Below are 23,054 nucleotides of genomic sequence, written 5' to 3'. Positions count from 1 at the left end.
GAGCGCCGACTCAGCCGGAACTTTCGAAAGCACTCACGACGTAGTGCCGGACCTGCGGCTCGAATTCCAGCAGATAGTCCCGGTCCTCGGGGTAGTACTTGGCCGTGAGCAACGCGTCTCCGGCGAAGGCACGAATGCTCTCCTCCGAATCCCAGTGCGTCACGGTCAGGAAGTGCGTGACCTCGGCTTCGTCGCGCCGAAGCACGGCGACCGAGCGGTTGCCGGAAACGGAACGGTAGTCCGGAATCGCGCGCTGCTCAAGGAAGCGCGCGTAGGCATCGGCCTTGGCGCGTGGCGTGATGCCGTGCCAGATGCGGCAGATCATGGGGTTCTCCCGTGCCGGGTCAATCAGGGTACGCCTAGACCCAGATGTCGTTGCGGGTCGTGCGCTCGCTGGCCGTGTCCCCGGTGTTGACGACGCCACGCGGCTCGACCAGCAACACCTTGGCCTCGCCGTCGGCAAACGGCTTGTGCTCGACACCCTTCGGCACCACGAACATCTCGCCGTCGGCGAGCTCCACGGCGCCGTCGCGGAAGTCGATGCGCAGCCGGCCTTCGAGGACGATGAAGACCTCGTCGGTGTCCGCGTGGGCATGCCAGACGAAGTCACCCACCAGCCGCACGAGCTTGAACTGGTAGTCGTTCATTTCGGCCACGACCCGCGGCTGCCATGGCTCGGCGAAGAGGGCGAGTTTTTGCTGGAAGTTGATGGCCTGGCGGTTCACGGTCGCACTCCGTTCATGGGCGCCCCGACCGGGCATGCCGGTGCGGGCATGCCCGGCTGACCAGCTCAGGGCGAGTTGATGGGGAACAGCCGGCGCGCACCGCCGGCCGTGGCGCGCCACGAGTTGCGGCGTTCGGCGGCGTCCGGCGCGGTGAGTTGACGGAACGCACCGCGCAGGGTCAGCGGACGCTGGTCCGCGCGATCCAGCTCGCGGACGAGTTCAGGGGAATGCACATGGCCGTGCTGCAGCAGCAGGCCGACGAAGGGCGAGCGCATGGTGAATTCCTTGCAAGTGGGGGTGGGGACGAGTGCAAGGTAAAGCGTGGCGCCGCGCCGAAAAAGCGATATCTTCGCAAGTCTGCCTTGAAGGAAATTCAAGATGACGCGGCTCTCGCTGGACTTGCTGCAGCAGTTCGTGCTGGTCGCCCGCTTCGGCAAGCTGTCGCGCGCCGCCGAACAGGCCAATCTCACCGTGAGCGCGCTCAGCCACCAGATGCGCCAGCTGGAGGATCGGCTGGGCCGGCGCCTGTTCGAGCGCGGCCCGCGCGGGGTCAGCCTCACCGTGGAAGGCTGCCGCCTGTTCGAGGCGGTGGGCGAGCATTTCGACGGCATCGAGCACGCGCTGATGCGCTACCGCGAACACCGTCACGACGCGCTCACCCTCAGCGCCAGCCCCGGCATCATGTCGAGTTGGCTGATGCCGCGCCTGCCGCGCATGGTGGCGGCGCATCCGGATCTGGAGCTCAACCTGCAGTCTTCGTCGGCGCTGGTCGATTTCGAGCGCGAGCCGGTGGACTGCGGGCTGCGTTACGGTCGCGGCGAGTGGTCGGGCCTGCATGCCGACCGGCTGTTCGCCGAATGGCTGGCTCCGGTGGCGGCGCCGGCGCTGGTGGCGCGGATGGGCGGCGCCAGCTCCGCCGACCTCAGCGACTGGCCGTTGCTGGGCGATCCGAACCCGGCCGACCGCTGGCGCGACTGGTTCCAGCGCTTCGGCGGCAAGCTGCCCGCGCGGCGCGTGGCGAACTTCGACAGCGTCGACGCGGCGCGCCACGCGGCACTGGAAGGCCTCGGCGTGGGGCTGGGCCGCATGGTCACCTCGAAATCGCTGATCGACGCCGGCCTGCTGGTGGTGCTGGGCAGCCACTACCTGCCGGTGCCGGAGGCGTACTGGCTGGTCTACCCGCCGCGCTCGCAGGAGCACCGCGGCCTGCAGACCTTCCGCGAGTGGCTGCTGGTCGAGGCGAAGACCTTTCGCGAGCAGATGCACGTGTGGGAGCCGGACGCACTGCTGCCCGTCGCCTGATCCGCTTCGCCGACGACAGGCATTGCGTAAAATGCGGGCGCGCGCCGTTGCGCGCGGACCATGCGTACTTTATTAGCTGCACCCCATGAGGATTTCCTATGCAACGCACCGCCATCCTCGTCGACGGCGCCTTCTTCCTCGCCCGCTACCGCAAGGTGTGGGGCGAGCGCGACGCGAACGACGCACGCACCGTGGCCAAGACCGTGTTCGGCATGGCACTGGAACACCTGAAGGCGCTGGACCGCCCGCGCGAATCGCTGTACCGCATCTTCTTCTACGACTGCCCGCCGCTGGACAAGACCTTCGCGCGCCCGGTGAGCGGCGACAGCGTGGACTTCGGCCGCAGCGGCGCCGCCGCGTTCCGCCGCGAGCTGCATGAGCAGCTGCGCCGCCAGCGCAAGATGGCGCTGCGGCTGGGCCGGCTCGCCGAGCGCGGCGAGTGGAAGCTGAAGTACCAGGCCATGCAGCAGCTCCGCGACGGCAGCTTGAAATGGGACGACCTGCGCGACGAGCACTACGAGCCGGACATGCGCCAGACCCAGGTGGACATGAAGATCGGCATCGACATCGCCGCGCTGGCCTACAAGCACCTGGTGGACCAGATCGTGCTGGTGGCCGGGGACGCGGACTTCATCCCCGCCGCGAAGCTGGCGCGACGCGAAGGCATAGACTTCATCCTCGACCCGATGTGGCAGGGCATCGCCTCGGACTTGCACGAGCATATCGACGGCCTGCAATCGGTGTGTCCGCGACCGTTCTGAGGCGCGGCTGTTACGTCTCGACCGTTCCCCCACTGACCGGCCGGCAGAGTGTGCGGCCGGCTTCATGTACGAGGAGTCACCATGAAACGTTCGCAGCTCCGTGGAATAGGCATTGCACTGATGGTTTTCGGCGCAGCGGCAGGCGCGCAGCAGGCGATGAAGCATCCACCCGCCGGCGCGGCGGTATCGTCGACCGGCGCCAGCAGCATCGATGCCGTGCTGGCGGGCGGCTGGCGCTCGCCGGCGAATCGCGCGCGCGACGTCTACCGCCACCCGAAGGCCACGCTGCAATTCTTCGGCGTCCAGCCGAACCAGACGGTGGTCGAAATCAACCCGTCCGCCGGCTGGTACAGCGAGGTGCTTGCGCCACTGCTGCGCGACCACGGCCACTACATCGCTGCCGAGCCCGTGCCGGCGAGCGGTGACGAAGCCAAACGCGACGACAGCAAGCTGCGCAAGAAATTCGCGGCCGATCCGGTCGATTACGGCAAGGCCCGCATCGTCGAGTTCGATCCCAGGGCGCCGGTGTTCGGGCCGCCCGGCTCGGCCGACCGCGTGCTGACTTTCCGCAACGTGCACAACTGGACCGAGGCCGGCACCGCGCCGGCGATGTTCAAGGCGTTCTTCGCCGTACTCCGCCCTGGTGGCGTGCTCGGCGTGACCGACCATCGCGCCGCGCCGGGCGCCAGCCTGGCCGCCGTGGAATCCAGCGGCTACCTGCCCACGGACTACGTGATCAAGCTCGCCACCGACGCCGGCTTCAGGTTCGCCGGCCAGAGCGAGATCAACGCCAACCCCAGGGACACCAAGGACTATCCGAAGGGCGTGTGGACCTTGCCGCCCACGCTGACCTTGGGCGACAAGGACCGGGCGAAGTATCTGGCGATCGGCGAATCGGACCGCATGACGCTGCGCTTCGTGAAGCCGGTGGAAGCCACCGCCGCGCCAGCGCACTAACACCGCGCACACGGCGGCCATGCTCATCGCGCTGAACAAGCCCTACGGCGTGCTCTGCCAGTTCACCGACGAGCACGGCCGGCCCACGCTGGCCGACTACGTGAAACAGAAGGGCGTCTACGCCGCGGGCCGGCTGGACCACGACAGCGAAGGCCTGCTGCTGCTCACCGACGACGGCCGGCTGCAGCAGCGGCTGGCCGACCCGCGCCACAAGCAACCCAAGACCTACCTGGTGCAGGTGGATGGCACGATCGACGACGCGGCGCTCGCCGCGCTGCGCCGCGGCGTGCTGTTGAACGACGGCCCCACCTTGCCGGCGCCTGCCGAGCACGCGGAGGAGCCGGACTGGCTGTGGCCGCGCGACCCGCCGGTGCGCTTCCGCAAGAGCATCCCCACCAGCTGGCTCGAGCTCACCTTGCGCGAAGGCCGCAACCGCCAGGTGCGGCGGATGACCGCGGCGGTAGGTTTCCCCACGCTGCGGCTGATCCGCGTGCGCATCGGTGACTACGCGCTCGATGGACTTGCGCCGGGCGAAACGCGCGTGATCGCTTGAAGAGTGCGGCCATGGATGGCCGCCCGTTTGATCCTCGCGATCATGGATGATCGCAAGAGGGTAGGGAGTGCAGCCATGGATGGCCGCCCCGTTTGATCCTCGCGATCAGGGACGATCGCAAAAAAAACCATGCACTGAGGCGCGATAATCGCGGCGTCCGTCCCCACGGAGTCCGCGCATGGAATTCAAGGATCACTTCTCCGGCCACGCCGCGTTGTATCGCGACGCGCGTCCCTTGCCGCCCGCCGACTGGTTCGACTGGCTGGCGCAGCAGGCGCCCGACCGCGCGCTGGCCTGGGACGCCGGTTGCGGCAACGGCCAGGCCAGCCTCGGCCTCGCCGCGCATTTCGGGCGCGTGGTCGCCACCGATCCCAGCGCCACCCAGATCGCACAGGCTGCCGCGCAACCGCAGATCGACTACCGCGTGGAGCCGGCCGAGCGCAGCACGCTCGCCGCGGGCAGCGCGAGCCTGGTCGGCGTGTCCCAGGCGCTGCACTGGTTCGACCTCGACGCCTTCCATGCCGAGGTGCGCCGCGTGGCGAAACCCGGCGCGCTGCTGGCGATCTCCGCCTACGGCAACTGCAGCGTGAGCCACGAGGTCGATGCGGTCGAACGGCGCCTCTACGCCGACACGCTGGGCCCGGACTGGCCACCCGAACGCGCGCTGGTAGATACCGGCTACCGCGACCTGCCGTTCCCGTTCACGCGCGTGGAGTCGCCCAGTTTCATGATGCGTGCCGACTGGAACCTCGCCCAGTTCCTCGCCTACCTGCGCTCGTGGTCGGCCACCCAGCGGTACCAGAAGCGCACCGGCAGCGACGCGGTACAGGCGGCAACGCCGGAACTGGCTGCGGCATGGGGTGACCCTGAGCAGGTGCGCGCGGTGCGCTGGCCGTTCGTGACGCTGGTGGGCCGCGTGGGCTGACGTTCGCCCGTGTGCGTCGATGCACACTGCGACAACCGCGTGCACATCAGGATAGGCTTTGCGAATTCTTCGCCGGGTGTCGTCTCCATGACCAAACCAGCCTTTCCCGATGGCCACTTCTACTCACCGGTGGTCAACCCGGACGAGGCGATCGCCGACCGCACCATGCTGTGGGAAACGGAACGCCCGATGCGCGGCATCGATCTCAATCCGTCCGGGCACGAACATCTGCTGCGCGAGGTGTTTCCGCCGCTGCTCCAAGGCTACGATTACCCGGAAAGCGGGCCGTCCGACGATACGCTCGACCGCTTCTACGACTTCAACGGCCAGTTCGAGCGCCAGGACCCGCGTGTGATGTACTGCCTGCTGCAGACGGTCAAGCCGCGTCGGATCGTCGAGGTGGGGTCGGGCTATTCCACCCTGCTCCTGCTCGACATGAACGCGCGGTTTTTCGGAGACGAGGCGTCGATCACCTGCATCGAGCCATATCCGCGGCCATTTCTCCAGCGGTCACACGACGCGGGTCGCATCACGCTCATTCGCGAGCGGGTGCAGCGAGTCGACGAACGGTGCTTCGCGGAACTGGCGCGGGACGACGTGCTGTTTGTCGATTCATCGCATGTCTCCAAGACCGGCAGCGACGTGAACCGGCTGGTGCTTGACATCCTGCCGATCCTGCAGCCAGGCGTGCTGGTGCATTTCCACGACATCTTTCTGCCGCTCGATTACCCGCAGCGTTGGGTATGCGAACTCGGCTTCAGCTGGAACGAGCAATACCTGTTGCAGGCCTTCCTGTCGGGCAACCGCGATTGGCAGATCGTGTACGGCAGCGCCATTGCGCGGGAACGCCACGGTGCTGCGCTCGGCGACTTTCTCGGCGAGCGTCCACGCCACGGCGGCAGCCTGTGGCTGCGCCGCACCGGCTGATCAGTCGGCGCGTGGCAGACCGAAGAACGCCGCGGCCGTGGCCGTGCTGTTCGCCGCGGTGACCTCGGCCGGCTCACCGCGGTCGCGTGCGATCTCCGCGCAGATGTGCTTCAGGTACATCGGTTCGTTGCGCCGGTGCGAGGGCTGCGGGCGCACGGTGCGCGGCAACAGATAGGGCGCATCGGTCTCGATCATCAGGCGGTCGGCGGGAATCTCGCGCACCAGCTCGCGGAGGTGGCTGCCGCGGCGTTCGTCGCAGATCCAGCCGGTGATGCCGATGTGGCAGTCCAGCGCGAGGTAGTCGCGCAGCGCCTCGCGGCTGTCGGTGAAGCAGTGCACCACCGCGGCCGGCACCTTGTCGCGCCAGCGGCGGAGCAGGGCGACGAAATCCCCGTGCGCGTCGCGTTGGTGCAGGAACAGCGGCTTGCCCAGTTCCGCCGCGATCGCCAGTTGCCGCTCGAACACCGCCAGCTGCACGTCGCGCGGCGAGTAGTTGCGGTTGTAGTCCAGCCCGGTCTCGCCTACCGCACGTACCGCAGAATCCTGCGCCAACACGCGCAGCCGTGCGTCGGTGGCGTCGCCGTAGTCCACCGCGTGGTGCGGGTGCACGCCGGCGGTGGCCCACAGCACGCCGGGATGGGCATGCGCCAGCGCCAGCGCGTGTTCGCTGCCCTCGCGCGATGCGCCGGTGACGATCATCCGGTCCACGCCATGTTCCCGCGCACGCTGCAGCACGGCGTCGAAGTCGTGGCGGAAGGATTCGTGGCCGAGATTGGCGCCGATGTCGAGCAGCTGCATGCGCGGATCCATGGAGGGCGAACGGGGATTGTCCCAGACCCGCGCAGATTCGCCATCCGTCCGCCGCGGATGACACGAACGCAAACCGCGCCGCGTTATCGGCAGCTTATGCAAGAACTTTCGTGATTCGTATTGACCTTCGCAAATCTTTGCGGCTAGTTTGCGAAGCATGTCACGAAACGGGCGGGGCGCGGGCCGGTGTGACCGCCCCGCCTGTCCACGCCCGTGGACTGACCGGACGCCGTTACCTCGTGGGGACGAGGAACGGCATATCGAAGGCGCCGATGGGCGCCAGGGACGCCGGGCGGCGGATGGCCGCCGGCACAACGGGGAGTTCGGCATGACGAAACACTTGGGAGTCAAGGGTTTGCTCGCGGCGGCCGTGGCCATGGCGCTGTCGTTGCCCGCGGTGGCGGGCGGCGCGCTGCAGGCGGCGGCGCGTTTCGATGTCAGTGGCCTGCAGGATGGCGGCAGCTACGACCGATTCATCGTCAGTTACCGCGACGGCAGCACGCAGGCCGTGCAGCGTGGCGCCGCGGTGCAGAGCGTCGGCGCGGCGATCGATCGCGCGGGCTTGAACGCGGCGGCGCGCATGCCGGGCAACACGCCGCCGAAGACGGTCGCGGCGAGCTACCAGCGCAAGCTGGCGGCCGGGGCGGACCTGATCCGCACCTCGCGCAAGCTCGGCCGCGCCGAAGCCGCCGCGCTGATCGAGCAGATCGCCGCCGATCCGGCGGTGGCCTACGTCGAACCCGACCTGCTGTGGCACGCGGTGCGCGACATCCGCGCGTCCGATTTGCTGGCCCCGGCCACGTTCACCCCGAACGACACCTACTACGCGAAGTATCAGTGGAACCTGAAGACGCCGGACGGCGCGGCCACCGTGTCCGGTGCCGCGAACTGGGGCGGCAGCAACGTCAACAACGCCTGGGATCTTGCCGACGGCAGCGGCATCGTGATCGCCGTGCTGGACACCGGCATCACCAGCCATGTCGATGTCGACACCTCGCTGGCCGACGCCGGCTACGACTTCATCACCGACGCCTTCGTCTCCGGGCGCGAGCAGGACGGCCGCGTCCCCGGCGGCTGGGACCTCGGCGACTGGACCACCACCGAGCCGTGGCTGAGCGAATGCACCGACGCCGCCAATCCGCCCGAGGACAGCAGCTGGCACGGCACCCACGTCGCCAGCACCAGCGGCGCCGAACTGACCAACAACGGTGCGGGCATGGCGGGCATCGCGCATGGCGCGAAGGTGTTGCCGGTGCGCGTGCTCGGTCATTGCGGCGGCTACAACAGCGACATCAACGACGCCATCGTGTGGGCGGCGGGCGGCAGCGTGGACGGTGTGCCCGCGAACACCCATCCGGCCCGGGTCATCAACCTCAGCCTCGGCGGCAGCGGCAGCTGCACCGCCAGCAGCTCGGCCGCCAAGGCGATCGACAAGGCTCGTGCGCTCGGCGCCGTGGTGGTGGTGGCGGCCGGCAACAGCAACAAGGATGCGGCTGGCTACTCGCCCGCCAGCTGCCCCGGCGCGATCGCGGTGGCCGCCTCCGGCGTCACCAGCAAGCGCGCGTACTACTCCAACTACGGCAGCACGGTGAAGATCGCCGCGCCGGGCGGCGGCGTCTACGCCAACGACGGCAGCAGCGGCGCGCAGGCCAACGACGGCTTCATCTGGCAGGCGCTGAACAGCGGCAAGACCACGCCGGTGGCGAACGACAGCAACTATGGCGGTATGGCCGGCACGTCGCAGGCCACGCCGCATGTCTCGGGCATCGTGGCGCTGGTGCAGGGCGCGCGCCTCGCCGCCCACCTGCCGCTGCTGGGTCCGGACGAGGTGCTCGACGTGCTGCAGTCCACCGCGATGGCGCCGAAGGTGGCGCCGCCGGACAACCGCCCGATCGGCGCCGGCATCGTCGATGCCGCTGCCGCGGTGGCCAAGGCCGTGGCCGGTGGCGGCGACGAGCCGGGCGAACCGGACCCGGCCATCGTGCTGGGCAACGGCCTGGCGTTGGCCGGTCAGTCCGGCAAGGCGGGCGCGAACACGGTCTACAAGCTCGAGGTGCCGGCCGGGGCGCTCGGCCTCAGTCTGCGCACCTCGGGCGGCCAGGGCGACGTCACGCTGTACGTGAAGCAGGGCGCCCCGGCCAGCGCCGGCAGTTACGACTTCAAGTCGGCGCATTCCGGCAACAACGAGTCCGTGGTGATCACGCGTCCGGCTGCCGGCACCTGGTACCTCACCGTGACGGGCGAAAGCGTCTGGAGCGGCGTGACGGTACTGGGCAACTTCACCGCTCCGCGCTGAGCGGGCCGCGGCACCCGGCCTCCCGCCCGCACGGCGGGGGCCGGTCCATCCATTCCCACGCCCCCGCCGGTCCGGCGGGACCGCGTGCGCACACCTGCACATGCCACCGACGGCGGGCCGCCCTGGGCGCCCGATCGGCTGGCGATCACTGGCTTGAGGGGAGCAACACATGAACAGGATTCACAGCAAGGTCTGGAACAAGGCGCTCGGCTGCCTCGTCGTCGCGTCCGAACACGCGCACGCCAGTGGCAAGGGCGGTGCCTCGAAGCGCCTGCGCGCCGCGCTCGGCGCCACCGCGCTGGCCGTCGGCATCGCCGGCACGGCCCATGCCACAGGAGTCACCCCTGCCGTGCCTGCCGTTCGCAGCGTGACGGCGCCGGCGCCCGCCGACGTCACGCCGGACGAGGCCGCCAATCCCGACGGCAGTTTCGCCACTGGCGGCGGCACCGCTACCGGCAACAACGCCACCGCGATCGGCAACAACGCCTCCGCCGCGGCCAATGGCAGCACGGCGGTGGGTGGCGCCAGCCAAGCCAGCAGGATCAGCGCCTCGGCCTTCGGCAACAACGCCAAGGCCATCGACACCAATGCCACCGCCATCGGCGCGAACACCCAGGCGCTGCAGGCCACCGCCAGCGCGCTGGGCTCCAACGCGCAGGCGCGTTCGCGCGGCGCCACCGCGGTCGGCTACGACAGCCGCGTGCTGGACAGCGCCGTGAACGGCACTGCGCTAGGCATCGCCAGCCATGCCAATGCGCAGAACAGCGTCGCGCTGGGCGCCAACAGCGTCGCCGACCGTGCCGACACGGTTTCCGTGGGCAGCGCCGGCAGCGAGCGGCAGATCGCCAACGTGGCGGCCGGCAGCGCGGCCACGGACGCGGTGAACGTGGCGCAGCTGGGCGCCGCGGTGGACGGCTTGAACGCGACGGTGGAAGACGCCACGCGCTTCCTGCAGGCCGATGGCGCGACGGACGGCAGCGAGGACGCGCTGGTGCTGGGCGAACATGGCGTGGCCGCGGGCGCGAGCGCGATGGCGAACGGCGACGAGAGCGCGGCGTTCGGCTTCGGCGCCGATGCGGAAGGCGCGAACAGCACCGCGATCGGCGCGGGCAGCTTCGCGCTGGGAGACCGGGCCACGGCGCTGGGATCGGGCGCGTATGCGCTGGGCCTGGGCAGCCTGGCCGTGGGCTACGGCAGCCTGGCGTCCGGCGGGTACAGCGTGGCCACCGGCAACAACGCGCAGGCCAACGGCGAAGGCAGCGTGGCCACCGGCGCGGACAGCCTGGCCGATGCGGACGGCACCTCGGCCTACGGCAACGCCGCGCAGGCCACCGGAGCCTACGCCACCGCACTGGGTACCGAGGCGGCAGCCGGCGGCGCGCAGGGGCTGGCGCTGGGTTTCCGCGCCGGCGCCACCGCCGACGGGGCCACGGCGCTGGGCAGCTACGCGCAGGCCGGCGGCTTGCTCGGCACCGGCGTGGGTTACGGCGCGACGGCCTCGGGCGACTACGCCTTTGCCGGCGGCGCGGGCGCCGAGGCGGCAGGTGCGGGCAGCGTGGCGCTGGGCGAGAGCAGCCAGGCCAGCGGCGACGAGAGCGTGGCGATCGGCGGCTCGACCTACTACGGCCTCATTCCGTCGCGGGCGAGCGGCACCGGCACGACCGCGCTGGGTGCGGGTGCCTGGGCCACCAACGAGTACGCCACCGCGCTGGGCTGGAACAGCTATGCCGACGGCGTGAGCAGCGTCGCGGTGGGCGAAAGCGCGGCGGCGGCGGACCTCGGTTCCAGCGCCTTCGGCGCGCAGGCCGAGGCCTGGGGCGTGCAAGGCACGTCGCTCGGCGCGGGCGCAGTCTCCGACGAGGACTTCGGTTCGGCACTGGGCAGCGGCAGCTACGCGGCCGCCGCGAATGCCACCGCCGTGGGCGCGTTGGCGGGCGCCCTCAACGTCGACAGCACGGCACTGGGTTTCCAGGCCGTGGCGTTGGCCGACAACAGCGTGGCGATCGGCGCGAATGCGGTGGCTGATCGCGCGAACACCGTCTCGGTGGGCGCCGTCGGCGCCGAACGGCAGGTTGCCAACGTGGCCGCGGGCACCGAAGACACCGATGCGGTGAACCTGTCGCAGTTGAACGAGGCGGTGGCCGGCTCGACGCGCTTCTTCCAGGCCGACGGCGCGACCGACGGCAGCGAGGATGTCCTCGTGCTGGGCGAGCACGGCGTGGCGGCGGGTGCAAGCAGCTTCGCGATCGGCGACGAGAGCGCGTCGTACGGCTACAAGGCCGATGCGGAAGGCATGTACAGCACCGCGCTCGGTTCGGGCAGCTTCGCCTGGCAGGACCAGTCCACCGCGCTGGGCTCGAGCGCGTACGCGCTGGGCCTGGGCAGCGTGGCAGTGGGTTACGGCAGCCTGGCGCAGGGCGCGAACAGCGTGGCCACCGGCAACAACGCGCAGGCCACGGGCCAAAACAGCGCGGCGTACGGCGCCGACGCCCGCGCCGACGGCGCCGCCAGCATCGCGATCGGCGGCGTGGCCGTGGACGAGGACGGCGATCCGCTGCTGCAGGACGGCAGCGGCAATCCGGTCGCCGCCGCCGCCAGCAGCAAGGGCGCCGGCGCGACCACCGTCGGCGCCAGCGCGGAGGCCGATGGCCTGGCCAGCGCCGCGTTCGGCGTGGGCGCCAGCGCCGTCGGCCAGCAGGCCACGGCGCTGGGCGGCGTGGCCACCGCCAGCGGCACGTTCGCCACCGCGGTGGGCTCGCAGAGCGCCGCGATCGGCAACGGCAGCGTGGCGCTGGGCGGCTCGGCCGACCTGATCCCGGGCCTGGGCTTCTACGTCGACACCGTGGCCAGCGGCGAGAACGCCGCCGCGCTGGGTGCGGGCGCCCATGCACTGGCCGACAACGCGACGGCCGTGGGTGCGATCAGCGAGGCCGGCGGCATCGCCAGCACCGCGCTGGGCTACTTCGCCTACGCGCCGGCGGACTATGCCACCGCGCTGGGCACCAACAGCTGGGCCTCCGGTGCCAGCAGTGTGGCCATCGGTGACAGCAGCACCGCGCTCGCCGACAGCAGCGTGGCGCTGGGCGCGAACAGCTGGGCCGAGCGCGACAACACCGTTTCGGTCGGCAGCGTGAAGGATGGCCTGACCCGCCAGATCACCGGCGTGGCGGCTGGCACGGAGGCGACGGACGCGGTGAACAAGGCCCAGCTCGACGCGGTGGCGAATGCCGCCGCGTCGGCCTCGCACCTGTTCGCCGCGGATGGCGCGACGGACGGCAGCGAGGATGCGCTGGTGCTGGGCGAGCACGGCGTGGCGGCGGGCGCGAGCGCGATGGCGCTGGGCACGGAAAGCGCGGCGTTCGGTTTCGGCGCCGACGCGGAAGGCGTGAACAGCACCGCGATCGGTGCGGGCAGTTTCGCGTGGATGGACCAGTCCACGGCGTTGGGATCGAGTGCGTACGCGCTGGGCGTGGGCAGCCTGGCCGTGGGCTACGGCAGCCTGGCGCAGGGCGTGAACAGCGTGGCGGCAGGCAACGGGGCACAGGCCAATGGAGACGACAGCGTGGCGACCGGCGCGGGCAGTTTGGCCGACGCGGATGGGGCGTCCGCCTACGGCAACGCGGCACAGGCCACCGGTGCGTACGGCACGGCGCTGGGCGCCGGATCGGCAGCCGACGGCACGCAGGCGCTGGCCGCGGGTTTCCGCGCCAGCGCCACGGCCGACGGGGCCACGGCGCTGGGCAGCTATGCGCAGGCCGATGGCTTCCTCGGCACCGGCGTGGGCTACGGCGCCACGGCCTCGGGCGATTACGCCTATGCCGGCGGCGTGGGCGCCGAGGCGGCGGGCGAAAGCAGCGTGGCGGTGGGCGAGGGCAGCCTGGCCCATGCCGACCAGAGCGTGGCGATCGGCGGCAGCGTGTACGGCTTGTTCGCCACCGAGGCGAGCGGCTTCGGCACGGTGGCGGTGGGTGCCGGCAGCTATGCCACGGCGGACCAGGCCACCGCGCTGGGCTGGCTGGCCGGGGCCGATGCGGCGAACGGCACTGCGCTCGGCGCCGGTGCCTGGGTAAAGGCGACTGCGGTCAACGCCGTGGCGCTGGGCGCGCAGTCGCTGGCCGACCGCGCGAACACCGTCTCGGTGGGCAGTGCCGGCTTCGAGCGCCAGATCGCCAACGTGGCGGCCGGCAGCGCGGCCACCGACGCGGTGAACGTAAAGCAGCTGCAGGACGCCATCGGCGGCATCGACGGCAACATCGTCAATGCGGTGACTTACGACGATGCCGACAAGGCCGCGATCTCGCTGGCCGGTAACGGCGGCACCACGCTGGCCAACGTCAGGGCAGGCGCGCTGGCTGCCGGCAGCATGGAGGCGGTCAACGGCGGCCAGCTGTTCAACCTCGCCGGCGACGTGGCGCAGGCGCTGGGCGGCGGCGCGATGATGGGGGCCGGCGGCTTCATGGGGCCGGTCTACAGCTTGCAGCTCGGCAGCTACTACAGCGTGGGCGACGCGCTGGGCGCGCTGGACGGGGCGCTCGGCAACCTCACCGGTCGCGTGGATAGTGCGGAAAGAGCGCTGACCGACCTGCAGAACGGCGGCGCGCCCGGCTCGGGCAACAGTGGCCTGCCGTCCGGCAGCGGCGACGGCATGGCGCTCGGCCACGGCAGCGTGGCGAAGGACGGCGGCGACATCGCGATCGGTCATGGCAGCTCGATCGGCGCCGACAACAGCACCACGATCGGCACCAACGCCAGCTCCACCGCGGCCGCCACCGACTCGGTCACGGTGGGCGCGAACGCCAGCAACGACGCGGCCTCCGGCGTTGCGCTGGGTGCCGGCGCCAGTGTGGTGAACGGGGCGAGCAACGCGGTGGCGCTGGGCGCGGGTTCGGTGGCCGATCGCGCGAACACGGTGTCGGTGGGCGCGGCGGGCAGCGAGCGCCAGGTTGTCAACGTGGCGGCCGGCACGCAGGCCACCGACGCGGCGAACACCGGGCAGGTGCAGCAGGCGCTGGTCGACGCCAAGGCCTATGCCGATGTCGGCAACCAGGCCACGCTGAATTCGGCCAAGGCCTATACCGACCAGAAGGTGGCCGGGATGGCGACCAGCGCCGACCTGAACTCCCTGCGCGGCGAGGTCAACGACCAGTTCCGCGTGGTGAACCAGCGCATGGGCCGGATCGGCGCGATGGGTGCGGCGATGTCGCAGATGGCGTTCAGCACGCAGGGCATCGACACGCCCAGCCGCGTGGGCGTGGGCGTGGGCGGCTACCGTGGCCAGGCCGCGCTGTCGGTGGGCTACTCGCGCTCGCTGTCGCGCAACGCGAACCTCACCGTCGGTGCCGCAGTGAGCGGCAACGAGGCGTCCGGCGGCGTGGGCGTGGGCTTCGGCTGGTAAGCGACGACATCGAAGCGATGTAGGGAAAGCCGGCGCCCATGGGCGCCGGCTTTCTTTGCGCGTCCGGCGCGGTGTTCGCAAGAACTGTCGCGCTGAACCGCATCGCGCCGGCGCGGTCGTACCGCTTGTCGGGGTGGCACGGTACAGTGACTGTCCGATCGGGGATGGATCGCAAGCGAGGGTGCAGCGGATGTTGACGACGGCGGCAGCTGGAGAAACATCGACGGCAACGGAAGGACGCGAGGCGGCGGTGTGTGCGCTGCTGGTCGCGCGCGGCCGCCTGAAGGATGGCGACCTGACGCGCGCGCGCCGGCTGCACGAGGAGGCCACCGAGGGCACGCTCACCGCGCTGCTGGCGCGGCTGGGCCTGGTCAACGAGCGCGAGCTGGCCGAGGCCTGGTCCGAGTTGCTGGCCGTGCCGATGCTGGCCGCGCGCGAGGCGCCGGAACTCGCGCCACCGGATCTCGACCTCTCGTTGCGCTTCCTCAAGCAGCAGCACGTGGTGCCGGTGAGCGACGGCGGGCACGGGCTGGCGCTGCTGATGGCCGATCCGGCCGACCCGTATCCGCTGCAGGCGGTGACGCTGGCGGCGGGGCGCCCGGTGGCGCTGCGCATCGGGTTGCGCTCGGAGATCGACGACCTGATCGAGCGCTATTACGGCTCGGGTCGTTCCGCGATGGGCACCATCGTGGAGAACATCGACGGCGGCGCCAGCGAAGTGGACGACGTGGAACACCTGCGCGACCTCGCCAGCGAGGCGCCGGTGATCCGCCTGGTCAACCTGATCCTGCAGCGCGCGGTGGAGCAGCGCGCGTCCGACGTGCATATCGAGCCGTTCGAGAACCGGCTCAAGGTGCGCTACCGCATCGACGGCGTGCTGCACGAGGTGGAGGCGCCGCCGGCATCGAGCACCGCGGCGGTGATCTCGCGCGTGAAGATCATGGCCAAGCTCAACATCGCCGAGCGCCGGCTGCCGCAGGACGGCCGCATCCAGCTGCGCGTGCAGGGCAAGGAGCTGGATCTGCGCGTGTCCACCGTGCCGACCAGCTTCGGCGAGTCGGTGGTGATGCGCATCCTCGACCGCGAATCGGTGGTGTTCGACTTCGCCACGCTGGGCTTCACCGACAGCTTCCAGTCGCGCTTCGTCGAGGTGCTGGAACGCCCGCACGGCATCCTGCTGGTCACCGGCCCCACCGGCTCGGGCAAGACCACCACGCTGTATACCGCGCTGTCGAAGATCAACACGCCGGACGTGAAGATCATCACCGTCGAGGACCCGGTCGAGTACCAGATCGAAGGCATCAACCAGATCCAGGTGAAGCCGCAGATCGGGCTGGATTTCGCCGGCGCGCTGCGCTCCATCGTGCGCCAGGACCCCGACGTGATCATGATCGGCGAGATGCGCGACCTGGAGACCTGCCGCATCGCTATCCAGTCCGCGCTCACCGGCCATCTGGTGCTGTCCACCCTGCACACCAACAGCGCGGCCGGTGGCATCACGCGCTTGCTCGACATGGGCGTGGAGGACTACCTGCTCGGCTCCACCGTCAACGGCATCCTTGCGCAGCGACTGGTGCGCCGGCTCGACCCGGCGACCGCGGTGCCTTACGAACCCTCGCCCGAGGTGATCGCCCAGTTCGAGCTGGAGAAGTACGCGGGCGGCAAACCGATCCGCCTGTGGAAGCCCGGCAGCAGCGCGGCGAATCCCAGCGGCTATCGCGGCCGTCAGGCGATCATGGAATTCCTCGTGATGAGCGACTCGCTGCGCCGCCTGGTGATGCAGAAGGCCGACGCCGGCGAGATCGAGAAGCAGGCGCGCGCCGAAGGCATGCGCACCATGTACGAGGACGGCATCGCCAAGTCGCTCGCCGGCGTCACCACGCTGGAGGAGGTGCTGCGTGTCACGCAGGAGGGCTGATGTGCTCTTTTCCTTCTCCCTCCGGGAGAAGGTGCCCGCAAGGCGGATGAGGGTACGGCCGGAGCGCAGCATTGCGGCATACCCGAACCCTCACCCCAACCCTCTTCCTCGCTCCTCAAAGCAGGGCCATCCGTGGCCCTTCTCCGCGTCCAGCGGGAGAGGGGCTCAAGCATGCAGTTCGGCGCCATGAGCCAGTTCCAATACAAAGCCGTCAGCGAAGCCGGCGAAGTCCTGCAAGGCCAGATGGAAGCCGCCAGCGTCGAAGAAGTGGTGGCGCGGCTGCAGGACCAGGGCCACACGCCGCTGGAGGCGCAGCCGGCCGATGCGTCGGGAGGCGGCTCCGGCCTTGCCGCGCTGCTGAAGCGCGGTCCGTTCACCGGCGACCAGCTGGCGCAGTTCACCCACCAGCTCGCCACCCTGCTCGGCGCCGGCCAACCATTGGATCGCGCGCTGGGCATCCTGCTCGACCTGCCCGAAGGCGAGCGCGCGAAGAAGCTGATCGAGCGCGTGCGCGACCGCGTGCGCGGCGGCATGCCGTTGTCGCAGGCGCTGGACGAGGAACACGGCGTGTTCCCCAAGCTCTACATCGCGCTGGTGCGTGCGGGCGAGGCGGGCGGTTCGCTGGAGGAGACGCTGCGCCGGCTCGCCGATTACCTCGAACGTTCGCAGCAGCTGCGCGGCAGCATCGTCAACTCGCTGATCTACCCGGCCTTCCTGCTGGTAGGCGTGCTGGGTTCGCTGGTGCTGCTGCTGGCCTACGTGGTGCCGCAGTTCGTGCCGATCTTCGAGGACATGCAGGTGCCGCTGCCGTGGATCACCGAGGCGGTGCTGGCGCTGGGCCAGACGCTGCAGTCGTGGTGGTGGCTGATCCTGCTGCTGCTGGTCGGCGGTGCGTTCTTCTTCCGCATGCGTCTGCGCGAGCCGGCCACGCGGCTGGCCTGGGATGCACGCGTGCTGCGCCTGCGCGTGGTGGGGCCGTTGCTGCTCAAGGTGCAGACCGCGCGCATTGCCCGCACGCTCGGCACGCTGCTGAAGAACGGCGTGCCGCTGCTCGGCGCACTCGCCATCGCGCGCCAGGTCACCGCGAACCGCGCGCTGGACGAGGCGCTGGCGCAGGCGCACGAGCAAGTGAAGGAAGGCTCCGGGCTCGGCTTCGCGCTGGGCCAGTCGAAGCTGTTCCCGCGGCTCGCGCTGCAGATGGTGCAGGTGGGCGAGGAGGCCGGCGAACTGGACGGCATGCTGCTCAAGGTGGCCGACACCTTCGAGCTGGAGAGCCGTCGCAGCATCGACCGCCTGCTCGCCGCGCTGGTGCCCGCACTCACCGTGGTGATGACCGTGCTGGTGGGTTTCATCATGGCGGCGATCCTGCTGCCGCTGCTCAGCCTCACCAGCAACATCCAGTAGCCACCGCACACCGTTCCGGAGTTCGACATGACGAGGTCTTGCATGCAACACAAACGCATCCGTTCCCTGCGCCGCACGCGCGGCTTCACCCTGCTGGAAATGCTCGCGGTGATCGTGCTGATCGGCGTCATCGGCGCGGTGGTGGTGACCCAGGTCGGCAAGAACATGGACAAGGGCAAGTACGGCGCGGGCAAGGCGCAACTGGTGACCCTGAGCCAGAAGATCGAGAACTATGCGCTGGACAACGGCAGCCCGCCGCAGCAGCTGGAGGATCTGGTCGCCAAACCCGCGAACGCGCCGAATTGGCAAGGCCCGTATGCGAAGGAATCCGAACTGAAGGATCCCTGGGGCCATGCCTTCGGCTACAAGGCGCCCGGCGACCACGGCAGCTTCGACCTGATCTTCTTCGGCCGCGACGGCAAGCCCGGTGGTGACGGTTACGACAAGGACGTGGGCAACTGGCAATAAATCCATGCGCCTTGCATCGCCATGCGAGCCCGGATTCCCTGCCACACAGGCGACGGGAGCGTGGCGATGCGGGCGCGGCTTCACCCTGCTCGAAATGCTGGTGGTGATCGTGCTGATCGGCATCGCGGCGGCGGCGGTCGCGGTGTCGGTGACCCAGGGGCTGGCCAGCGCGCGCATCAATGCGGCCAGCGGCGAGATCGCCGCCGCGCTGCGCGCCACGCGCGCACAGGCCATCGTGCAGGGCAAGGAACAGCATTTCGATGTGGATGTCCGCAGCGACACGTACAGCGACGCGAAGCGGAAGGACGTGCGCCTGCCCAAGGGCCTGAAACTCTCGATCACCAGCGCGCTGGAAGATCGCCCGGACCAGCACACCGGGCGCATCCGCTTCTTCCCCGACGGCAGCTCCACCGGCGGCCACATCACCCTGGCCAGCGGCCGCCGCCAGTGGCGCATCAACGTGTCGTGGCTCACCGGGCAGGTCGCGGTGGTGGACCAGGTGGTGGCGCGATGAAGCGGCAGCGCGGCTTCTCCCTGCTCGAAGTGATAGCCGCGATGCTGCTGCTGGCAATCGCCTTCGCCGCGCTGATGAAGGTGGCCGGCGGCGCGATCGCGCTGTCGCGCAACGCGGCGGCGCACGACGAGGCGGCGCTGTGGGCGCGCAGCCTGCTCGACAGCGCCTTCGTCACGGAGCCGGTGGCGCCGGGCAGTCGCAGTGGCCGCTTCAATGATCGCTATCGCTGGATGCTGGACGTCACGCCGTGGCAAGTGCCCGGCACGCCGCCCGGTGGCGGCGGCGCGCTGCAGCTGTACCGGCTGGATCTGGCGGTGCAGTGGGGCAGCGCCGCGCATCCGCAAACGGCGCACTTCGACACGTTGCGGCTGGGCCAGCCGCAGGCGCCGGCGGGCGGTGCGCCATGAACATGCATCGCGGTTGCCCGATTTGCGCGAGGTTCGAGGCGGTATCGGATACCTGTCGGTATCCGACTCCCTTCACCTACTTGCGGGATGCGATTGCTCCCTCTCCCCCAACAGTTTGTCCGTTGGGGGAGAGGGTTGGGGTGAGGGGGGTTTCTGCTTCTGTGCTTGCACGCGCTTCAAAGCGGTTTCGGACGCCTGCCGGCGCCCGAGCTACTTCTCTTTTGCTTGTCCACGCCGCCGCAGGAGCGGCGGCGAACAGCGGAAGCTGGCCCGAAGGGCGGAGGGCAGGATGCCCGGAGTCAAGAGAAAGTAGCCAAAGAGAAACGGCCCCCCGATGGCGCGCCCTGCGCCCACCCATGGGCTACGGGTGCGCGGGCGGGTTACGGGGTTTTCCGACGGCACCTCCGTGTGCCGGCGGAAAACTGGCCCGCATCCCTGCGGGCCATCCTGCGGACTTTCCTCCACCCACCCGCCGCGCCATAGGGGGCCCGGGTGAAGCAGCGCGCTCCTGCGCGCAGAAACAACGGCAAGAGCACCCCACCCCGGCCCTCCCCTGCAGGCAGGGGAGGGAGACAACACGCTTGCATCGCCCTGCTTTTGCTCTCGCTGTTGCTTCTGGCGCGCACGATGCGCACCGGCTCTTGTGGGGCCCCTCGGCGGCGGTGAGGCGTGGACGACAAGGCCGCGCAGCGGGCGAGGCCATGGATGGGCTCGCCTTTTCGCGCGGGCAGGAGCCCGCTCGAAAAGCCCGGCCACGGATCACGGACTTTCCGCCCATGGATGGGTGGAAAGCGCCGCCGCGGGGTGTCTTTTTCTCTTGGCTACTTCTCTTTGACTCCGGGCATCCTGCCCTTCGCCCTTGCGGGCCAGCTTCGCTGTTCGCATGCGCTCCTGCGCATGCGTGGACAAGCAAAAGAGAAGTAGCTCGGCCACCGGCAGGTGGACGAAACCGCTTTGAATCTTGCGAGAGCGCGACGAGAAAAGCCCCTCTCCCCAACCCCCTCTTCCTCCAGCGGGAGAGGGGGAGCCTGCGCACATGAGGCCCACCTCCCTCTCCGCCCGCGTCACCGTGCTGCTGGCCATCGTCTGCCTGCTGGTGCTGGGCGGCGGCGCCAAGCTGATGGATTGGCGGATCGACCACGAAATGGCCAGCCGCTTCCGCGCGGACCTGCTGAGCCAGGCCCGTACCCTCGGCAACATGGTCGCGCTGGAGCAGGACGCGCCCAACGGCCGCCTCGCCGCCGGCCAGCCCGGTGGCGACGGCAACAGCTGGTACGAGCTGCGTTGCGACGGGGCCGCGCCCCGGCGCAGCGACCCGCCGCCGCCGGCCGTGCCCGAGGGCTGGCCCGACGACACCGGCCCGCAGCCGCGTTTTGCCCGGCTTGGCCACCACGAGCATCATCTGGATTCGGTACGGCTGAGCTTCCCCCGCCCGGTCGGTGAGGACGACGAAGGCCTGGCCGCGGCCAACGCCGCGCCCGCCACCTGCCGCCTGCTGTTCGTGCAGGATCGCCATTCGCTCGACCAGTTGCTGCTGGCGATCGACTGGATCCTCGCGCTGGGGCCGCTGCTCGCCGCGGTCTTCGCGCTGATCGTGGTGCCGCTGGTGGTGCGCCGCGGCCTGCGCCCGATCGGCGCACTGGTGGAGCGCATGCGCGGCATCGGCCCCAACGCGCCCGGCCAGCGGCTCGCCGCGGTCGGCCTGAAGGAACTCGACCCGCTGGTGGCGCGCTTCAACGACGTGCTCGGCCGCATGGACGACGGCCTCGCGCGCGAGCGCCAGTTCGCCAGCGGCCTCGCCCACGAGACGCGCACCCGGCTCGCCGAACTGCGCGTGCTGGCCGAGGTGGAAGCGCGCTACCCCAGCGGCCGCAGCACGCCCGAACTGCTTGCCGAGATCGGCAGCATCGGCGCCGAACTGGAAGCCACCGTCACCGCCCTGCTGCTGCTCACCCGCCTGCAATCCGGCCTGGAGCAGCCGCAATGGCAGACACTGACGCTGGCGCCGTGGCTGGAACGCCAGTTGCAGCGCCAGCACGCCACCGCCGCGGCGCGCGACCTCGTGCTGAGCTGCGAAGGCACGCCTCCGGAGGGCCTGCACACCGACTCGGCGCTGCTGGAGGTGATCGTGGGCAACCTGCTGGGCAATGCCTGCGCCTACGCACCTGCAGGCGGCACCGTGCGCCTGCGCGTCGACACGCGGGGGCTTTCCATCGACAACGCCGCGCCCGGCCTCACGGACGCCGATCTCGCCAGCTTCGGCCAGCGCTTCTGGCGCAAGCAGTTGCCGCACGCGGGGCACGCCGGGCTGGGCCTGGCGCTCACCACCGCTGCGGCGCAGGCGCTGGGCCTGGCGCTGGACTTCCGGCTCGATCCGCAGCAGCGTCTGCATGCCACGCTGGACTGGCGCGCCGCCATCACTTCGGAGACGCCATGAGCGACACCCCCACGCCCATCCTGCTCGCCTGGAGCGGCGGCAAGGATTGCCTGATGGCGCTGCAGCGCCTGCGCGCCGACCCGCACTGGCAGGTCGTCGGCCTGCTCACCACGATCAATCGCAACTACCAGCGCATCGCCATGCACGGCGTGCGGCAGGACGTGTTGAAGGCCCAGGTGGCCGCACTCGGCCTGCCGCTGGTCGAAGTGCTGCTGGACTGGCCCGGCAGCAACGAGGCGTACGAGGCCGCGCACGTGCAGGCGCTGGCCGAGGCGCACAGGCGCTGGCCCGGCATCCGCCACTGCGCGTTCGGCGACCTCTTCCTCGAAGATGTGCGCGACTACCGCGTGCGCCAGCTCGGCCGCGACAACTGGCGCGCGGTCTTCCCGCTGTGGGGCGAGGACACCGCCACACTGTCGCGCCGCTTCGTGGCCGAAGGCCATCACGCGATGCTGTGCTGCGTGGACACCCAGCAACTCGCCGCGGATTTCTGCGGCCGCGCCTACGATGCCGCCCTGCTCGACGCCCTGCCGGCCGGCGTCGATCCCTGCGGCGAGCGCGGCGAATTTCATACCTTGAGCTTCGGCGGCCCGCTGTTCAAGCAGACGCTCAAGCTCAGGCGCGGTGAATCCGTGCTGCGCGATAACCGCTTCCAGTTCACCGATTTCCTGCTCGACGATGACCCGCAAGCCTGAAGCGCACGTGCTGCCCGACGTGCTGCGGCCCGGCCTCGCCCTGGTGTTCTGCGGCACCGCGGCGGGCAAGCGCTCCGCCGCCGAGCACGCCTACTACGCCCACCCCGGCAACCTGTTCTGGCGTGCATTGCACGAGGCCGGCTTCACGCCGCGCCTGCTCGCACCCGCCGAGTTTCCGCTGCTGCCGCAATTCGGCATCGGCCTCACCGACCTCGCCAAGCGCCACAGCGGCAACGACGACGAACTGCCGCGCGATGCCTTCGACGCGCCGGCACTGTGGGCGAAAATCGAGCGCTACGCACCGCGCTTCGTCGCCTTCACCAGCAAGAATGCCGCGCGCGCCGCGCTGGGCCATGCCGTCGACTGCGGCCTGCAGGACGAGCGCATCGGCGAGACGCAAGTGTTCGTGTTGCCTTCGCCTTCCGGGCAGGCTCGAGGGCATTGGGATGTCGAGTCGTGGCGTGCACTGGGTGCGTTGTATCGCACCGAACAGCAGATACACCGATAGCAGCTGCGCTCCACTCCGAATGGAGAACGGTTCTACGGAGCTTACGCACTTA

General features: G+C 70.1%; 20 protein-coding genes. 16 read left to right on the top strand and 4 right to left on the bottom strand.

Features of this window, described 5'->3' with window-relative positions:
* Positions 1-10: 10 nt before the first annotated feature.
* The 3 genes from B0E52_RS02395 to B0E52_RS02385 are packed head-to-tail and all read right to left on the bottom strand — an operon-like array spanning position 11 to position 1,000.
* Positions 11-325 carry an antibiotic biosynthesis monooxygenase gene (locus B0E52_RS02395; protein WP_077481388.1) on the bottom strand — a complete coding sequence of 105 codons (315 nt, stop codon included), beginning with the start codon at positions 323-325 and terminating at the stop codon, positions 11-13.
* Positions 326-359: 34 nt separating this feature from the next.
* Positions 360-761 carry a cupin domain-containing protein gene (locus tag B0E52_RS02390; protein WP_077481386.1) on the bottom strand — a complete coding sequence of 134 codons (402 nt, stop codon included), beginning with the start codon at positions 759-761 and terminating at the stop codon, positions 360-362.
* 29 nt (positions 762-790) lie between these two features.
* Positions 791-1,000: a hypothetical protein gene (locus B0E52_RS02385; protein ID WP_077481384.1), complete on the bottom strand. Its 210-nt coding sequence runs from the start codon at positions 998-1,000 to the stop codon at positions 791-793.
* 103 nt (positions 1,001-1,103) lie between these two features.
* On the opposite strand from B0E52_RS02385, the gene B0E52_RS02380 reads away from it, so the two are divergent.
* The 6 genes from B0E52_RS02380 (at position 1,104) to B0E52_RS02355 (ending at position 6,150) form a co-directional block, all read left to right on the top strand.
* A complete protein-coding gene (locus B0E52_RS02380; RefSeq protein ID WP_077481382.1) occupies positions 1,104-2,027 on the top strand; it encodes a LysR substrate-binding domain-containing protein in 924 nt (307 codons plus the stop codon).
* A 98-nt stretch (positions 2,028-2,125) separates the two neighbouring features.
* On the top strand, positions 2,126-2,788 hold the full coding sequence (locus B0E52_RS02375; protein WP_077481380.1) for an NYN domain-containing protein: 663 nt from the start codon (positions 2,126-2,128) through the stop codon (positions 2,786-2,788).
* Positions 2,789-2,944: 156 nt separating this feature from the next.
* Positions 2,945-3,745, top strand: coding sequence for a methyltransferase (locus B0E52_RS02370; RefSeq protein WP_254426672.1), 801 nt, complete (start codon positions 2,945-2,947; stop codon positions 3,743-3,745).
* Between the two features lie 19 nt (positions 3,746-3,764).
* Positions 3,765-4,298 (top strand): rRNA large subunit pseudouridine synthase E, encoded by a 534-nt coding sequence (locus B0E52_RS02365; RefSeq protein ID WP_077481376.1) that lies wholly within the window; start codon positions 3,765-3,767, stop codon positions 4,296-4,298.
* Positions 4,299-4,476: 178 nt separating this feature from the next.
* A complete protein-coding gene (locus tag B0E52_RS02360; RefSeq protein ID WP_077481374.1) occupies positions 4,477-5,223 on the top strand; it encodes a class I SAM-dependent methyltransferase in 747 nt (248 codons plus the stop codon).
* Positions 5,224-5,262: 39 nt separating this feature from the next.
* Positions 5,263-6,150, top strand: a complete 888-nt coding sequence (locus B0E52_RS02355; RefSeq protein ID WP_139351553.1) for a class I SAM-dependent methyltransferase — start codon at positions 5,263-5,265, stop codon at positions 6,148-6,150.
* On the opposite strand, the gene B0E52_RS02350 is transcribed toward B0E52_RS02355, so the two are convergent.
* Positions 6,151-6,948: a TatD family hydrolase gene (locus B0E52_RS02350; protein WP_077481426.1), complete on the bottom strand. Its 798-nt coding sequence runs from the start codon at positions 6,946-6,948 to the stop codon at positions 6,151-6,153.
* 340 nt (positions 6,949-7,288) lie between these two features.
* Between B0E52_RS02350 and B0E52_RS02345 the strand changes: the two genes are divergently transcribed.
* The 10 genes from B0E52_RS02345 (at position 7,289) to B0E52_RS02300 (ending at position 23,002) form a co-directional block, all read left to right on the top strand.
* Positions 7,289-9,256, top strand: a complete 1,968-nt coding sequence (locus B0E52_RS02345) for a S8 family serine peptidase (protein ID WP_077481370.1) — start codon at positions 7,289-7,291, stop codon at positions 9,254-9,256.
* Between the two features lie 169 nt (positions 9,257-9,425).
* Positions 9,426-14,651 carry an ESPR-type extended signal peptide-containing protein gene (locus B0E52_RS02340; protein ID WP_077481368.1) on the top strand — a complete coding sequence of 1,742 codons (5,226 nt, stop codon included), beginning with the start codon at positions 9,426-9,428 and terminating at the stop codon, positions 14,649-14,651.
* Between the two features lie 190 nt (positions 14,652-14,841).
* Positions 14,842-16,569, top strand: a complete 1,728-nt coding sequence (gene gspE, locus B0E52_RS02335; protein WP_077481366.1) for a type II secretion system ATPase GspE — start codon at positions 14,842-14,844, stop codon at positions 16,567-16,569.
* A 186-nt stretch (positions 16,570-16,755) separates the two neighbouring features.
* Entirely contained in the window at positions 16,756-17,973 is a 1,218-nt protein-coding gene (gene gspF / locus B0E52_RS02330; RefSeq protein WP_077481424.1) for a type II secretion system inner membrane protein GspF, read from the top strand.
* Between the two features lie 42 nt (positions 17,974-18,015).
* Positions 18,016-18,441 (top strand): type II secretion system major pseudopilin GspG, encoded by a 426-nt coding sequence (gene gspG, locus B0E52_RS02325; protein ID WP_077481364.1) that lies wholly within the window; start codon positions 18,016-18,018, stop codon positions 18,439-18,441.
* 4 nt (positions 18,442-18,445) lie between these two features.
* Positions 18,446-18,955, top strand: a complete 510-nt coding sequence (locus B0E52_RS02320; protein WP_077481362.1) for a GspH/FimT family pseudopilin — start codon at positions 18,446-18,448, stop codon at positions 18,953-18,955.
* Entirely contained in the window at positions 18,952-19,362 is a 411-nt protein-coding gene (locus B0E52_RS02315; RefSeq protein WP_077481360.1) for a prepilin-type N-terminal cleavage/methylation domain-containing protein, read from the top strand. The genes B0E52_RS02320 and B0E52_RS02315 overlap by 4 nt, the downstream gene beginning before the upstream one ends.
* A 1,036-nt stretch (positions 19,363-20,398) precedes the next feature.
* Positions 20,399-21,799: an ATP-binding protein gene (locus B0E52_RS02310; protein ID WP_077481358.1), complete on the top strand. Its 1,401-nt coding sequence runs from the start codon at positions 20,399-20,401 to the stop codon at positions 21,797-21,799.
* Positions 21,796-22,494 carry an ATP-binding protein gene (locus tag B0E52_RS02305; RefSeq protein ID WP_077481356.1) on the top strand — a complete coding sequence of 233 codons (699 nt, stop codon included), beginning with the start codon at positions 21,796-21,798 and terminating at the stop codon, positions 22,492-22,494. Before B0E52_RS02310 ends, B0E52_RS02305 begins: the two co-directional genes overlap by 4 nt.
* Complete coding sequence (locus B0E52_RS02300) at positions 22,478-23,002, top strand: mismatch-specific DNA-glycosylase (protein WP_077481354.1); 525 nt, start codon at positions 22,478-22,480, stop codon at positions 23,000-23,002. Before B0E52_RS02305 ends, B0E52_RS02300 begins: the two co-directional genes overlap by 17 nt.
* Positions 23,003-23,054: the final 52 nt, after the last annotated feature.

Source organism: Rhodanobacter sp. C06 (assembly GCF_002001105.1).
Lineage (GTDB): Bacteria > Pseudomonadota > Gammaproteobacteria > Xanthomonadales > Rhodanobacteraceae > Rhodanobacter_A.
This window is presented reverse-complemented; position numbering and strand designations above follow the sequence as displayed.

Bases quoted from the DNA above. Each gene is read 5' to 3' on its own strand.
- B0E52_RS02385 (WP_077481384.1), bottom strand. From the start codon at position 1,000: ATGCGCTCGCCCTTCGTCGGCCTGCTGCTGCAGCACGGCCATGTGCAT.
- B0E52_RS02310 (WP_077481358.1), top strand. From the start codon at position 20,399: ATGAGGCCCACCTCCCTCTCCGCCCGCGTCACCGTGCTGCTGGCCATC.
- B0E52_RS02390 (WP_077481386.1), bottom strand. From the start codon at position 761: ATGCCCGGTCGGGGCGCCCATGAACGGAGTGCGACCGTGAACCGCCAG.
- B0E52_RS02320 (WP_077481362.1), top strand. From the start codon at position 18,446: ATGCGCCTTGCATCGCCATGCGAGCCCGGATTCCCTGCCACACAGGCG.
- B0E52_RS02370 (WP_254426672.1), top strand. From the start codon at position 2,945: ATGAAGCATCCACCCGCCGGCGCGGCGGTATCGTCGACCGGCGCCAGC.
- B0E52_RS02380 (WP_077481382.1), top strand. From the start codon at position 1,104: ATGACGCGGCTCTCGCTGGACTTGCTGCAGCAGTTCGTGCTGGTCGCC.
- B0E52_RS02365 (WP_077481376.1), top strand. From the start codon at position 3,765: ATGCTCATCGCGCTGAACAAGCCCTACGGCGTGCTCTGCCAGTTCACC.
- B0E52_RS02300 (WP_077481354.1), top strand. From the start codon at position 22,478: ATGACCCGCAAGCCTGAAGCGCACGTGCTGCCCGACGTGCTGCGGCCC.
- B0E52_RS02345 (WP_077481370.1), top strand. From the start codon at position 7,289: ATGACGAAACACTTGGGAGTCAAGGGTTTGCTCGCGGCGGCCGTGGCC.
- gspG (WP_077481364.1), top strand. From the start codon at position 18,016: ATGCAACACAAACGCATCCGTTCCCTGCGCCGCACGCGCGGCTTCACC.
- gspE (WP_077481366.1), top strand. From the start codon at position 14,842: ATGTTGACGACGGCGGCAGCTGGAGAAACATCGACGGCAACGGAAGGA.
- B0E52_RS02395 (WP_077481388.1), bottom strand. From the start codon at position 325: ATGATCTGCCGCATCTGGCACGGCATCACGCCACGCGCCAAGGCCGAT.
- B0E52_RS02340 (WP_077481368.1), top strand. From the start codon at position 9,426: ATGAACAGGATTCACAGCAAGGTCTGGAACAAGGCGCTCGGCTGCCTC.
- gspF (WP_077481424.1), top strand. From the start codon at position 16,756: ATGAGCCAGTTCCAATACAAAGCCGTCAGCGAAGCCGGCGAAGTCCTG.
- B0E52_RS02350 (WP_077481426.1), bottom strand. From the start codon at position 6,948: ATGCAGCTGCTCGACATCGGCGCCAATCTCGGCCACGAATCCTTCCGC.
- B0E52_RS02315 (WP_077481360.1), top strand. From the start codon at position 18,952: ATGAAGCGGCAGCGCGGCTTCTCCCTGCTCGAAGTGATAGCCGCGATG.
- B0E52_RS02360 (WP_077481374.1), top strand. From the start codon at position 4,477: ATGGAATTCAAGGATCACTTCTCCGGCCACGCCGCGTTGTATCGCGAC.
- B0E52_RS02305 (WP_077481356.1), top strand. From the start codon at position 21,796: ATGAGCGACACCCCCACGCCCATCCTGCTCGCCTGGAGCGGCGGCAAG.
- B0E52_RS02375 (WP_077481380.1), top strand. From the start codon at position 2,126: ATGCAACGCACCGCCATCCTCGTCGACGGCGCCTTCTTCCTCGCCCGC.